The following is a 13,100-nucleotide window of genomic DNA, read 5'->3' as shown; positions in this document are numbered from 1 at the left end:
CGTCCATCGCCCACGCGTCAGACCCGCCAGGAGGACCGCGATGTTGTCGACCGGACTGCCGCAGGGGGCGGTGCCCAGGCTGGAGAGGCCCGGCCCGCTGCGCGAGCGCGTGTACGAGGCGCTGCTCGAACTCATCACCACCCGCGCCCTGCGCCCCGGCCAGCACCTGGTGGAGAGCGAACTCGCCGGGCACCTCGGCGTTTCCCGCCAGCCCGTGCGCGAGGCGCTGCAACGGCTGAACACCGAGGGCTGGGTCGATCTGCGGCCCGCCCAGGGCGCGTTCGTGCACGAGCCGACCGAGGAGGAGGCCGACCAGCTGCTCACGGTCCGCACCCTGCTGGAGGCGGAGGCGGCCCGGCTGGCCGCCGCGCACGCGGACAGCGCCGGCATCGCCGTCCTCCACGAACTGTGCGGCGAGGGCGAACAGGCCGTGGCGGCCGAGGACGTGGACCGCGCGGTCGCCCTCAACGCGGCCTTCCACAGCAAGGTCATGGAACTGGCCGGCAACACCGTCCTCGCCGGGCTCGCCGCCCAGGTGGACCGGCGGGTCCGCTGGTACTACACCCCGGTGGCCCGGCAGCGCGGCCGTCAGTCGTGGATCGAGCACCGGGAGCTGATCGCCGCCGTCGAGGCCCGGGACGAACGGCGCGCCACGGAGCTGATGCGCGCGCACACCGAGCACACGCGGCGCTCGTACCACGAGCGCGAGACCGCCTGAGCGGCATGCGCCGGGCGATCCCCCGTTCGCCGGTGGACGGGGGAACGCCTCGGAAGACGCGGCGGGCCGGGGGTCAGGCGGCGGGGCGCGGCCTCGGTGCCGGGACCCGGCCCGTGCCGCCCCGGCCCGGCTGCCGCAGCAGCAGGGCGAGCGCCGCCGCGGCCATCGAGACACCGCCGGCCAGCGCGTAGGCCCCGTCGTAGCCCCACGCGCCGACCACCAGCGAGCCGAGACCGCCGCCGAACAGGCCGCTGACCAGCTTGCCGCTGTACACCAGGCCGTAGTTGGTGGCGTTGTAGTTCTCGCCGAAGTAGTCCGGGGTCAGCGCCGCGAACAGCGGGTAGAACGCGCCGCCGCCGAAGCCGGAGAGGAAGGCGAAGAACAGGAACAGCCACTGGTCGCGCGATTCGCCGGCCCAGATGACACCGAACTGCGCGAGCCCCAGCACCACGATGACGAACACCAGTGTCGTCCTGCGGCCCCACAGGTCCGACAGCCAGCCGACCACCGCGCGGCCGACGCCGTTGACGACCGCCATGACACCCATCGAGGAGGCGGCGACCAGGGGGCCGAAGCCGACCTCCTTGGCGAAGTCGACCTGGAAGGAGATCCCGAAGATCGACACTCCCGCCGTCATCACGATCATGACCCACATCAGCGGGAGCATCCCGGTCCGGATGGCCTCACCGGGCGTGTACTGGCGCACCGCCGGCGGGTTCTTCGCCAGGCTCGCGGTAACGGCGCCGCTCCCGGCACGGGCCGGCGGGTCCACGTCGGCCGGCCACCAGTTCTTCGGCGGGTCCTGGAAGAAGAACGCGCAGACCGCGACCACGACCAGGACGTAACCGCCGATCAGATCGAGCACCCGCTCGTAGTCGCCCGTGTCGAAGGCGTAGTTGAAGATGAAGATGAAGGGCAGCGAGCCGTAGGCGAAGCCCCCGTTGACGAAGCCGGTCTTCGCCCCGCGCCGCTCCGGGAACCACTTGCCGACCATGTTGATGCACGTGGCGTAGATCAGCCCGGAGCCGACACCGCCCACGACACCGAAGCCGAGGATGGCCGGCAGGACCTCGTGGAAGTGGGACAGGGCCAGGAAGCCGAGCAGACACATCACGGCGCCGGTGTACATCGCCCGGCGGGCCGTCAGCAGGCCCCGCTCGCGCAGCCAGCCCGCCGGGAACGCGATGCCCGCCTGGAAGAAGATCCAGACGCTCAGGATCCAGAACGTGTCGCTCTGGGTCCAGCCGTGGGCGGAGGACAAGGTGTCCTCCGCGGAGCCGTAGGCGTACTCCGAGACACTGATGGCCATCATGGAGAGCCAGGGGAGGTACACCATGAGCTTGCGCGAGTGACCGAGGATGTCCCGGTCCGTCTCGCCGACGCGGTAGACGCGGCCGCGGGCGTCGGTCACCTCGCGGTACGCGCGGTACGGCGCCTCCGGTCCGGCCGGGGTCTTCCGGGTCTCCATGGGATCTGACGTCATGTGGGGCCGGCTCCTCGCCGATGGGGGGACGGGTGGGGGGTGTGGGGTACGGGCGGTGCGCCGGGCACGGGGTGGGGCCCGGCGCCGCGCACAGGAGGCCGCGCCGACGGAGGGGCGGGTGATGCCGTTCGGGGCCGGAGCCCCCGTCACCTCACGAACCGCCCCGCAGCCGGCCGGCCGCGCGCGCCCACCGGTACTTCGCGGCGAGCACGGACACCGGCTTCTCGGTCGTGTACGGGTACGCCACGACCCCCCGCTCGAACAGGTACCGGCAGGCCTCCTCGACCTCCACGTCACCGGCGAGGGAGGCCACCACCGGCTTCTCGACACCGCGTTCGCGGAACTCGGCCACCACGCGCGCGGTCAGCTCGGCGAACACCATCGGCGGGGTGACGATGGTGTGCCAGTAGCCGAGCACCAGGGCGTGCACGCGCGGGTCCGCGAGGGCCAGCCGGATCGTCGCCTCGTACGTCGACGGCGGCTCGCCCCCGGTGATGTCGACCGGGTTGCCGGCCGCGCCGAACGGCGGGATGAACCGGCGGAACGCCTCGTCCAGGTCGGGCGGGATCTCCATCAGCGTGAGCCCGTTGTCCGTCACGGCGTCCGACAGCAGCACCCCGCTGCCGCCGGCGCCGGTGATGATGACGACGTTGTCGCCCTTCGGGGCGGGCAGGACCGGCAACGCGCGCGCGTACTCCAGCAGGTCGTTCAGGCCGGGAGCCCGGATCACCCCGGCCTGCCGGAGGATGTCGTCGTAGACCGCGTCGTCGCCCGCCAGCGCCCCGGTGTGCGAACCGGCCGCCTTCGCGCCCGCCGCCGTCCGGCCCGCCTTCAGCACCACCACCGGCTTCTTCGGCACGACCTCCCGGGCCGCCGCCACGAACGCCCGCCCGTCCTTGAGGTCTTCCAGGTGCATGGCGACGCATTCGGTGTGCGGATCCTCGCCGAACCAGGTCAGCAGGTCGTCCTCGTCCAGGTCCGCCTTGTTGCCGAGGCCGACGATCGCCGACACGCCCGTTCTGGTGGCGCGCGCGAAGCCGAGGACGGCCATGCCGATGCCACCCGACTGCGAGGTCAGCGCCACCGGGCCCTTGACGTCGTACGGCGTGCAGAACGTGGCGCACAGGTCCTGCCAGGTGGAGTAGTAGCCGTAGATGTTCGGGCCGAGCAGGCGGACGCCGTACCGCTCGGCGATCTCCACCAGTTCCGCCTGGAGCGCGTGCTCGCCGGTCTCCGCGAACCCGGACGGGATGAGGACCGCGTTGGGAACGCCCTTGCGTCCCACCTCCTCCAGGGCCGCCGCCACCCGCCGCGCCGGGATGGCGAAGACGGCCACGTCCACCTCGCCCGGCACGTCGGTCACGCTCCGGTACGCCTTGCGGCCCAGGATGTCGTCGGCCCGGGGGTTGACCGGGTGGATGTCGCCCGCGAAGCCGCCGTCGACCAGATTGCGCATCACCGAATTGCCGATCTTGCCCGGCTCGTTCGACGCGCCGATCACGGCGACCGCGCGCGGCCGCATCAGCCGGCGCATCGAAGCGAGGATCTCCTCGCGGGTGTACGTCCTGCGCGCCGGCCGGCGCTGCTCGGCGAGGATCACCCGGATGTCGGCGGCGACCGCGCCCCGGTCCGTGGCGATCACCGGATTGAGATCCACCTCCGCGATCTCGGGGAAGTCCGCGACGAGTTCGGACACCCGCCGGATCTGCCCGGCCACCGCCGGCCGGTCCACCCCGGCCCGTCCGCGGACCCCGCGCAGGACCTCCGCGGCCCGGAGGGAGTCGAGCATCGACAGCGCCTCGTCGGCACCGACCGGCGCGAGGCGGAACGTCACGTCCTTCAGCACCTCCACCAGCACCCCGCCCAGCCCGAACGCCACCACCTTCCCGAACGCGGGATCGGTGACCGCGCCGACGATGACCTCCTGGCCCGCCGGCAGCAACTCCTGCACCAGCACGCCCTCGGTGCGGGCCCCGGCGTCGTAGGCACGCGCGCCCGCGACGATCCGGTGGAACGCGGCCCGCACCCGCTCCGCGCCCTCCACCCCCACGACGACCCCGCCGGCCTCGGTCTTGTGCAGGATGTCCGGCGAGACGATCTTCAGCACCACCGGTCCGCCCAGCCGCTCCGCCGCGGCCACCGCCTCCTCCACGTCCCTGGCCACTTCCTCGGCCGGTACGGCGATCCCGTACGCCTCGGCCACCACCCTGCCCTCGGGCGCGGTCAGCGCGGTACGGCCCTCGGCCCGCACCGACTCCAGCACCGCCCGCACCCGTGCCCTCCGGTCCCCGGTCGTCACCTCAGATCACCCCGTCCGACTTCAGCAGGCGCAATGCGTCGTCCGCGAGGCCCAGTTCGGCCGCGTAGACCTCCTCGTTGTGCTCGCCGAGCAGGGGCGAGGCCGTCACCTCCACGGGGGAGTCGGAGAGCTTGATCGGGCTGCCGACGGTGACGAACTCGCCGCGCTCGGGGTGCGGGACGCGGACCACCATGCCGTCGGCGGCCAGCGAGGCGTCCTCGATGATCTCCTTGGTGGACAGGATCGGGCCGCACGGGACGTCCTGCGCGGTCAGCCGCTCCAGCACCTCCCACTTGGGCAGCGTGGCCGACCACTCCTCGATCAGCTGGAACATCTTGTTCAGCTTCGGCAGCCGCGCCTCGGGCGTGGCCCACTCGGGGTCGTCGGCGAGTTCCGGCCGGCCGATGAGTTCGGTGATCGGCCGCCAGCCGACGGGCTGGACGATGACGTACACGTAGTCGTTCGGCCCGCCCGGCGCGCACTTGACCGCCCAGCCCGGCTGGCCGCCGCCGGACGCGTTCCCCGAGCGGGGGACCTCCTCGCCGAAGTCCTCGTTGGGGTATTCGGCGAGCGGCCCGTGGGCCAGGCGCTGCTGGTCGCGCAGCTTCACCCGGCACAGGTTGAGCACGGCGTGCTGCATGGCCACGCCGACCCGCTGTCCGCGCCCGGTCCGCTCGCGCTGGAACAGGGCCGCGAGGATCCCCGCGACGGCGTGCACCCCCGTCCCCGAGTCCCCGATCTGGGCCCCCGTCGCCAGCGGCGGCCCGTCCTCGAAACCGGTGGTCGCCATCGACCCGCCCATGGCCTGCGCGACGACCTCGTACGCCTTGAACCGGGTGTACGGGCCGTCCCCGAAGCCCTTGATCGAGGCGTAGACGATCCGCGGATTGATCTCCCGGACGCGTTCCCAGCCGAAGCCCATCCGGTCGACGGCACCCGGCCCGAAGTTCTCGACCAGGACGTCCGAGCGCCGGATCAGCTCGGTGAGGATCTCCTTGCCGCGCGCGGTCTTGGTGTTCAGCGTGATGCTGCGCTTGTTGCAGTTGAGCATCGTGAAGTACAGAGAGTCGACGTTAGGCAGGTCCCGCAGCTGCCTGCGGGTGATGTCCCCGGTCGGCGCCTCCAGCTTGACGACGTCCGCGCCGAGCCAGGCGAGCAGCTGGGTGGCGGACGGCCCGGACTGGACATGCGTCATGTCGAGGACGCGGATGCCCTCGAGTGCCTTGGCGGTCATGGGCGTTCACCTCACTTGTACATCGTCTGGTTCATGGTTCCGGGGGCGTACGCGTCCGGGTCGACCCAGACGTTGATCAGGGACGGCTTGCCGGACTCGCGGGCCCGGCGCAGGGCGGGGCCGATGTCGGCGGGGTCGCGGACCTCCTCGCCGTGACCGCCGAGGATGCGCGCGAACTCGTCGTACGGCACGTCGCCGAGGGTGTTGCCGATCCGCTCGCGGTCCTTGCCGTACTTGGCGGCCTGGCCGTAGCGGATCTGGTTCATGGAGGAGTTGTTGCCGACGATGCCGACGAAGGGGAGGTCGTAGCGGACGAGGGTCTCGAAGTCCCAGCCGGTGAGCGAGAAGGCGCCGTCGCCGAAGAGGGCGACCACCTCCTTGTCCGGGCGGGCCTGCTTGGCGGCGAGCACGAAGGGGATGCCGACGCCGAGGGTGCCGAGCGGGCCGGGATCCATCCAGTGGCCGGGTGACTTCGGCTGGACGACCTGCCCGGAGAAGGTGACGATGTCGCCGCCGTCGCCGATGTACACCGAGTCCTCGGTGAGGAAGTCGTTGATCTCGCCGACCAGCCGGTACGGATGGATGGGCGAGGCGTCCGACCTGAGCTGCGGCAGCCGCCTCTCGACGGCGGCCTGCTCGGCCGCGCGCAGCTCGTCCAGCCACTCCTTGCGCCGCACGGCACCGCCGTCGGTCCGTCCGGACGCGGCCTGGGTGACGGCGGCCAGGACCAGTCCGGCGTCGCCGACGATCCCGAGGCCGACGTCGCGGTTCTTGCCGACGGTCCGGTAGTCGAGATCGATCTGCACGACCGTCGCGTCGGGGGACAGGCGCTTGCCGTAGCCCATGCGGAAGTCGAACGGGGTGCCGACGATCACGATGACGTCGGCGTGCGAGAAGGCGTACCGCCGGGAGAGCTGGAAGTGGTGCGGGTCGCCGGGCGGGAGGGTGCCGCGTCCGGCGCCGTTCATGTACGCCGGGATGTTCAGGGCGCGCACCAGCGCGACGGCGGCCTCGGTGCCGCGGGTCGACCACACCTGGCTGCCGAGCAGGATCGCGGGCTTGCGGGCGTGCACCAGCAGGTCGGCGAGCCGCTCGACCGCCTCCGGGTCGCCGGCCGAGCGGGTCGAGGCCCGGTAGGCGCCGGCGCGGGGCACCCGGGCCGTCTCGCGCGGCACCTTGGCGTCGAGGACGTCCCGGGGGATCTCCAGGAAGGAGGGGCCGGGGGCTCCGTGGTAGCACTCGCGGAAGGCCATCGACACCATGTCCGCGGCGCGGGCGGTGTCGGGCACGGTCGCCGCGAACTTGGTGATCGGCGTCATCATGTCGACGTGCGGCAGGTCCTGGAGGGACCCCATCTTGTGCTGGGTGAGGGCGCCCTGGCCGCCGATGAGCAGCATCGGGGACTCCGCGCGCAACGCGTTGGCGACCCCGGTGACGGCGTCGGTCGTACCGGGCCCGGCGGTGACGACCGCGCAGCCCGGTGTGCCGGTGATCCGGGCGTAGCCGTCGGCGGCGTGCGCGGCGACCTGCTCGTGACGTACGTCGACGACCTCGATCCCCTCGTCCACGCAGCCGTCGTAGATGTCGATGATGTGGCCGCCGCAGAGGGTGTAGACCCGGTCGACGCCTTCGGCCTTCAGCGCCTTGGCGACGAGGTGGCCGCCGGAGATCAGGTCCTGGTCGGGCATGACGAGGCCCCTTTCGTAGATGTGCATACCGCACATTGCATACAGTCGACGAATACTGTATGGACTGGTTATCCCTCATCCGGTGAGTGGTGTCCAGAGGGTGCGCTCACATCCGGCCACGCGGCCCGGCGGGCCGTCTCCCTCACGGTGCGTACGGCCGCCCTCGCCGACCGTGTGCGACGGTGCCCGCGCCGGCGCCCGCGCTGGTGGGAGCCCCTCCCGCCTGCCCCCCGGGGGCGGATACGCAGGTGAAACGCACTCCGAAACCTTGGTATTGTTGTCCATGTCGCCGCGGGGAACACGCCCCGCAAGGCGGCAGACACCTGGTCCGGGTGGCGGAATGGCAGACGCGCTAGCTTGAGGTGCTAGTGCCCTTTATCGGGCGTGGGGGTTCAAGTCCCCCCTCGGACACCAGCAGAGACCCCAGTTCATCTGGGGTTTTTCTGTTTTTCCGGTTGGGGCGTGACCAACCGTGACCAACAGCCGAGCGAACTTCCTGTCAGGCCAGGGATGACAGGCCGATACGGGCAGCGCTGGAAGCGGCCAGCTTCTTCGCCCCTTCGGCGCGGCGCCTGCCGTAGCGCGCCATGGTGTAGCCCGGCGAGGGCGCCGGGCGTTGGCCGAGACCTCTACCGGGTTCTCGTGGTTGTCGAGATCGTTCTGATCTTCGACGCCCGCCAGTCGTGCAGCCGGAAGTTCTCCGGCAGGTGCGGATGGTTACGTGCCGTCCGCCAGCGGGCCGACACCTTCTCGGGTCCTGCGGTCCGCCTGCCTCGCCCCGGTACAGCTTGAAGCCGTCGCGGGCGAACACGAGGTCATGGTCCACCCAGAGATCCCCGAGGCATTCCCGCTCCCCGTCCTGGCGTTCCTTCTGCCACTTGAGGACGTTCATCAGGGCTTGGTCTACGTAGATGATCGCGTTGTCGTCTCCGTCCTTGGTCAGCTTCCGCAGCCGGTAGGTGTTGCCTTCCTCGAGCGCGACCCAGGCCAGTTCGATGGCGCACTCATCCCAGTGGATGAGCGACCACTTCCACCCCAGGACTTCGCTGCGTCGGCACGAGGTGGCCGCGTAGGCGGTTCACAGCGGGGCGTCCCGAAGGCAGTGGTGGGTCAGTCCGCCGTCGCACGCCCTGTTGCCGCACGGCGTCCATATGTCCTTGAGGAAGTGCGCCGTCTCGTGATCGTTGAGCGTGGGGAAGTCCGGCTGCGCCGCCTTGATCTGCCCCTCCGCGGGCGGGTTGGCAGTGTGGGCAGGGTTGACCGTGAGGAGCTTCCTCGGTCCGGTCACCGAGACCAGCGCCGCCGAGATGATGTTGTGGATGTGGCGGACGCTCTTGGGGCCGAGCGGCTTGTTCCCGTTCGCCTCGATGGGCGTGCTCTCCAGCAGCCGGTACAGCTCGTCAAGCCGCTCGTCCGTCACCTCCACCACCTTGACCTTGCCGACGTGCGGCTTGATGTGCAGCCGGATCTTCGGCTCACCCCATCCCCAAGTCTCACGAAAGGAGCACATGCCCCCGCTCGGCGGGAAGCCGTGCGCGTGTCCGCGCAGCGCGGAAGCGGAGAAGGAAGGACGGCCCACCCCCTTGGGAGCCATCAAGGAGAAGGGGCGCAAGCTCCACCAGATCGAGCGTGTGTCGTACGAGGAGTCGTTCCTCATCGGCGACCTGCTCACTAGCCGCATCACGGTTCTCGGCGGAGAACCGAAGGCAGGTAAGACGTTGCTGTCCGCTGGCATGATCAGCACACTCGTGAACCTCGACACCGTGCCCGACGACACGGTGACCATCTTTCCCGTGGAGCACACCGGAGAGCCCGGCTACTGGGCCGGAGTCCTCGAAAACCTCTGTCCATCGGCGCCGACCTGTTCGTCCTGGACAACGTCGTCGGCTCCCTCGCCTCCGGTGAGGACATCTCCTCATCCGTCGTCGCACAACGAGTCATCGACGATCTCAAGCCCATCAGCCGGGCCGGCGTCCCCGTACTCGTCATCACCCACACCGCCAAGGCGGCAGGCGAAGGAGCGACCACCGCGTCGGCCCCGATCGGGGGGCGAGCCATGGCCGGCGGGGCTCGCGGAGTGATCACGCTGCGCAAGTCCACGCGGCACGGACTCCGTATCGGGCGCTGGGGCGTCCGGCCGCTTCGGGCCGTCTGAGCGTTGGTGGTGGTCCTGCCCCCTTATAGAAAGAACCACCACCACCAGCTACCTCGCTCCGCCCTCCTCATATGGAAGTACGTCAGTCCTCTGGCACTGGCGGCCTTCGGCCGACCAGCACGCAGGCCACTGGAGAACTGGGAAGCCCGAAGCCTGCCAGCTCAAGGCGCGGCCCCCGAAGGGGCCGCCATGGAACGAAGCCACTTACGTACGTACGGGCAGCGGCGAAGAGGTGAGCGCCATGCTCTACGAGGAGTGGGCGGCGTTCGCCGCCACAGAGTGAAGACACTTACTGCAAGCCTCAAAACCCCTCACTCTTGTGCAGCCCTTCGCCGCCGCCCCCGGACTGGCAAGCGCTCCCACCTGCTACTTCTCCGCCGCTGCACCAGTCCCGCGGATTCACGTTGGAGGGGCTGGACACTGCGGCCCGCAAGGGCAACCACGGTGGACGCCCCTCCGTCGTAGACGACGACAAGCTGGCCATAGCCCGCGCCCGGCATGCCAAGGGAGAGAGCGTCACAGCCATCACCAAGGCCCTGGGGATCTACCGGCACATCGGTGAAAGCGCCTGAGACAGGCGCACAGGGGCGCAGTCAGGCGCTCACCTCGGAGCGCACCGGGACGGGTGGTCGAACACCGGTGAGCGCCTCTGCGCGGGCGACGAGCCGGGGTGCAAGGTCGGGGTACCAGCCACGGGCTACGGCTTGCAGCATCTCCGCCAGCGCGGCGAGTTCCCCGATTCGGCCGGCCGGGGTGCCGAGGGTCGGCGCGAACTCCTTGCGGATGCGGGCGGCTACGCCGGGAACGAGCAGGCTGTTGGCGTGGAGGAGACCCGCGTCATAGCCGAAGGGCACCAAACCCCACCGCTCCCAGTCCAACAGGCAGAGGGGCGCACCCGTGAGGTTCCCCCAGTGCAGGTCACCGTGGCCGGTCATCCGCTCCACCTTGGCGGGAGCCGGGATGCCGAGGAACTGGGGGAAGGCCCGTTCGATCCAGCCGTCCCGGACGGTGACCTTCACCCCCTCCACTTCAGCGAGCAGGGCAAGGGCTCGGCGCAGCTCACCCCACCACTCGTCAGGCAACTCCGGGTCGTGGTCGATGTCGGCTCGTTTCGGGGACACGATGGGTTGCGCGACGTAGTCGAGGACTTCCGCCTCGAAAGCCCACTCCCTGTCACTCCAGTCGTGCACCTCATACAGGCGCGGGCGCGGGACGGCATCGGGCACGAGCAGGGAGGCCCCTGCAATGCCCTCCCCCTCCTTCCTGCCCGCGTTCCTCTTCGCCGTCCGGCTCACTCGTAGCCACCGGTCCCCAGCTCGGCGCCCGAGGGTGACACCAAGGAAGCCCCACGCCAGTGGCCCCGTGCAGGTGAGCCCCAGCGCCTTGGCCGCCCGGTCATGGGCGGCCTCCATCAGGGCCTGTACCTCCTCATTCACCGGCGAGTTCATCCGTCACCCTCCTGATTTCCTGGGTCGTCAGAGGCGCAGCCAGAGCCTTGGCCGCATCGTCCCAGTGTTCACGGGTGCTCGCCGAAGTCAGGACGACATCGAGGCCAGGGCACGAGCCAGCGGCCAGCAGGGCAGCGGCTGCGGCCGACAGGCCGGGGCGGATGAGGTTCACCAGCTCGGGTGTCATGGCATCGAGGAGTTCACCCCCGTGCAGGGGGGCGGAGCCGAATGTGATCAGCCCCGCGTCCTTCGCCTGCACCAGCGGTCCGCCGCCGTTCAGCGCCTGTGTGATCGGGGCATCCATGATCAGGCTGACAGGCATCTGCAAGCCCATGCAGTGATGCTCGGCGGAACCAGCCGCCTGCCGGGCAAGGGAGAGCAACTCGGGAACGCTGAAGGCTCCGGAGGTCAGGCCCGACCAGGTGGCGACCCCGTACCCTTCGATCCTGCCCGCATGGGCGAACTCTTCCAGCGCCGTGAAGGCTTCCCTCACACGCCAGTGCAGAGCAGCGCGGTCAAGGCCGTGCCCGTCATGCTCCGGGTTGTGCACGAACACCAGGTCCACACGCCCGAGCGCGGCCAACGAGCGCTCCGTCTGCCAGCGGACAAAGCCCCGTTCGAGGCTGTGCCTGTTGGTCGTCTCGTACCCGGTGAGCACGTCTTCGGCCAGGGCGGTGCGGCCTTCCTCCGCCGTGAAGAACCCCGTCTTCGTGGCCACTCGCACGGTCGGGTACTCCCCGAGAACCGGGCGCAACTCCTCATGCGCCCACCCGTGGGCGTAGTTGGGTGCCGTGTCCACCCACGGGCTACCGGCAGCCAGGGCGGTGCGTGCCGCCTGACTGACGGCACGCACGCGGTATGTCCCCAGGGAGAGCGCGGCGGTCACAGCGCGGTCCCCACGACTGCGACGGCATGGCCGTCGATGAGGGCGGAGACCAGTTCGACCACGTCCTTGACTTCCAGTCCGGCGGAGTCGGCAAGCTCCCCGAGCGTGGTCGGCTGGTTGGTCAGCAGCGTGCCCAGCGCGGGCGCTGCGGACTCGGCGAAGTCCCACGTGGTACCGGCCGCCGAGAAGGTGACCGTGCCCTGTTCGCGGTTCGCCGTCAGGCGACCCCTCGGAGCGGTCAGCTTGACCGTGATCTCTGCCCGTGTGGGGAGCCCGTCCACGTACGGCAGGGACGGAATCGCGTGACCCAGGTCCGTCGTGTCGATCGACTCCGCCCACCGCTCCACGAGGCGAGGGTCCGCCATCATGTCCACCACCTCACGGCGCACGGCGTCGATGAGGACCGCCTGTTCCTCCAGCGAGCCGAAGCGCGGAATGTCCTTGCGGAAAGCGAGGGACGCCCGAAGCTGATCGATGACCCACAGCATCAGGTCAGCGCCCGTGTGCGTGACCATGCCGAACGTCAGGTGCAGGGATTCCGTCCCCTGGTCAGCGGTGACCGCGTGCCACCAGCCGCGCGGCAGGTAGAGCACGTCACCCGGGGACAGAACGAGGTCCGCCACCGGGTCACCCTCCGGCTCCTCCGGCGACTCCACGTCCCGGAAGGTGGGCGCTTCACGGGTCATCCCCCACAGGCGCCACCGCTTCGAGCCGTGCACCTGGACCACGACGACATCATGGTCGTCCCAGTGCCGGCCGAAGCCCTCCCGCTCGGTCCACGAGGCGTACACGTTGGCCTGCACGGAAGTCCCGAGGAAGCGTTCCAGTCCCTCAGCAGCCGCCCCCACGGCGGGGTGAATCTTCTCCACCGCGTCGAGGACTAGCGACGCCCCGTCTCTGAGCTGGGCGTGGAAGTCGGACGGTTGGATGCGGGACCAGGTGACCGCTCGGCGGTTCGTGGTGGGGATGGCGTAGCGGTGGAGCGGGACCATCTCGCCGTCAGCCGACAGGCGCAACCGGGGCGGCTCCAGCCTCTGCGTAGCGATGATCCGGTTCAGGTCGTCCCAGGAGAACAGGCCCGCCGTGTCAGCGGCCCCGGGGAAGTGCGCGTAGGAGCGGTGGTACGTCTGGGCGAGAAACGTGTCCCCGCCCAGACGCCCCGCCCACGAGGCTGCATCAAGCACCGTGG

General features: G+C 70.4%; 9 protein-coding genes and 1 tRNA gene. 2 read left to right on the top strand and 8 right to left on the bottom strand.

What is annotated here, in order from left to right; genetic code table 11:
* Positions 1-40: 40 nt before the first annotated feature.
* Complete coding sequence (locus ACZ4W9_RS03625; protein ID WP_467932901.1) at positions 41-718, top strand: GntR family transcriptional regulator; 678 nt, start codon at positions 41-43, stop codon at positions 716-718.
* Between the two features lie 73 nt (positions 719-791).
* Here the strand turns inward: ACZ4W9_RS03625 and ACZ4W9_RS03620 are convergent, their stop codons facing one another.
* The 4 genes from ACZ4W9_RS03620 to ACZ4W9_RS03605 all read right to left on the bottom strand — a co-directional run bounded on the left by ACZ4W9_RS03620 (position 792) and on the right by ACZ4W9_RS03605 (position 7,422).
* A complete protein-coding gene (locus ACZ4W9_RS03620) occupies positions 792-2,201 on the bottom strand; it encodes an OFA family MFS transporter (RefSeq protein WP_467932900.1) in 1,410 nt (469 codons plus the stop codon).
* A 151-nt stretch (positions 2,202-2,352) separates the two neighbouring features.
* Positions 2,353-4,500 (bottom strand): acetate--CoA ligase family protein, encoded by a 2,148-nt coding sequence (locus tag ACZ4W9_RS03615; protein ID WP_467932899.1) that lies wholly within the window; start codon positions 4,498-4,500, stop codon positions 2,353-2,355.
* Position 4,501: 1 nt separating this feature from the next.
* Positions 4,502-5,734, bottom strand: a complete 1,233-nt coding sequence (gene frc / locus ACZ4W9_RS03610) for a formyl-CoA transferase (protein WP_467932897.1) — start codon at positions 5,732-5,734, stop codon at positions 4,502-4,504.
* Positions 5,735-5,745: 11 nt separating this feature from the next.
* Positions 5,746-7,422 carry a thiamine pyrophosphate-binding protein gene (locus ACZ4W9_RS03605; RefSeq protein WP_467933117.1) on the bottom strand — a complete coding sequence of 559 codons (1,677 nt, stop codon included), beginning with the start codon at positions 7,420-7,422 and terminating at the stop codon, positions 5,746-5,748.
* 326 nt (positions 7,423-7,748) lie between these two features.
* Here ACZ4W9_RS03605 and ACZ4W9_RS03600 point away from each other — a divergent pair.
* Positions 7,749-7,836, top strand: a tRNA-Leu gene (locus tag ACZ4W9_RS03600).
* A gap of 664 nt (positions 7,837-8,500) precedes the next feature.
* On the opposite strand, the gene ACZ4W9_RS03595 is transcribed toward ACZ4W9_RS03600, so the two are convergent.
* The 4 genes from ACZ4W9_RS03595 to ACZ4W9_RS03580 all read right to left on the bottom strand — a co-directional run bounded on the left by ACZ4W9_RS03595 (position 8,501) and on the right by ACZ4W9_RS03580 (position 13,095).
* A complete protein-coding gene (locus ACZ4W9_RS03595; RefSeq protein WP_467932896.1) occupies positions 8,501-9,079 on the bottom strand; it encodes a hypothetical protein in 579 nt (192 codons plus the stop codon).
* A 1,091-nt stretch (positions 9,080-10,170) separates the two neighbouring features.
* Positions 10,171-11,025 carry a hypothetical protein gene (locus ACZ4W9_RS03590; RefSeq protein WP_467932895.1) on the bottom strand — a complete coding sequence of 285 codons (855 nt, stop codon included), beginning with the start codon at positions 11,023-11,025 and terminating at the stop codon, positions 10,171-10,173.
* The gene (locus tag ACZ4W9_RS03585; RefSeq protein WP_467932894.1) at positions 11,006-11,911 is read right to left on the bottom strand and encodes an aldo/keto reductase; all 906 of its coding nucleotides are present in this window, start codon (positions 11,909-11,911) and stop codon (positions 11,006-11,008) included. Before ACZ4W9_RS03585 ends, ACZ4W9_RS03590 begins: the two co-directional genes overlap by 20 nt.
* Entirely contained in the window at positions 11,908-13,095 is a 1,188-nt protein-coding gene (locus ACZ4W9_RS03580; RefSeq protein WP_467932892.1) for a JmjC domain-containing protein, read from the bottom strand. The genes ACZ4W9_RS03585 and ACZ4W9_RS03580 overlap by 4 nt, the downstream gene beginning before the upstream one ends.
* Positions 13,096-13,100: the final 5 nt, after the last annotated feature.

The organism is Streptomyces sp. NPDC029296 (assembly GCF_055569255.1).
The sequence above is the reverse complement of the archived record's forward strand: the minus strand, read 5'-3'. Positions and strand labels throughout refer to the sequence as shown.

Coding starts and splice junctions, on each gene's coding strand:
- ACZ4W9_RS03625 (WP_467932901.1), top strand. CDS start 41: ATGTTGTCGACCGGACTGCCGCAGGGGGCGGTGCCCAGGCTGGAGAGG.
- ACZ4W9_RS03620 (WP_467932900.1), bottom strand. CDS start 2,201: ATGACGTCAGATCCCATGGAGACCCGGAAGACCCCGGCCGGACCGGAG.
- frc (WP_467932897.1), bottom strand. CDS start 5,734: ATGACCGCCAAGGCACTCGAGGGCATCCGCGTCCTCGACATGACGCAT.
- ACZ4W9_RS03605 (WP_467933117.1), bottom strand. CDS start 7,422: ATGCCCGACCAGGACCTGATCTCCGGCGGCCACCTCGTCGCCAAGGCG.
- ACZ4W9_RS03595 (WP_467932896.1), bottom strand. CDS start 9,079: ATGAGGAACGACTCCTCGTACGACACACGCTCGATCTGGTGGAGCTTG.
- ACZ4W9_RS03590 (WP_467932895.1), bottom strand. CDS start 11,025: ATGAACTCGCCGGTGAATGAGGAGGTACAGGCCCTGATGGAGGCCGCC.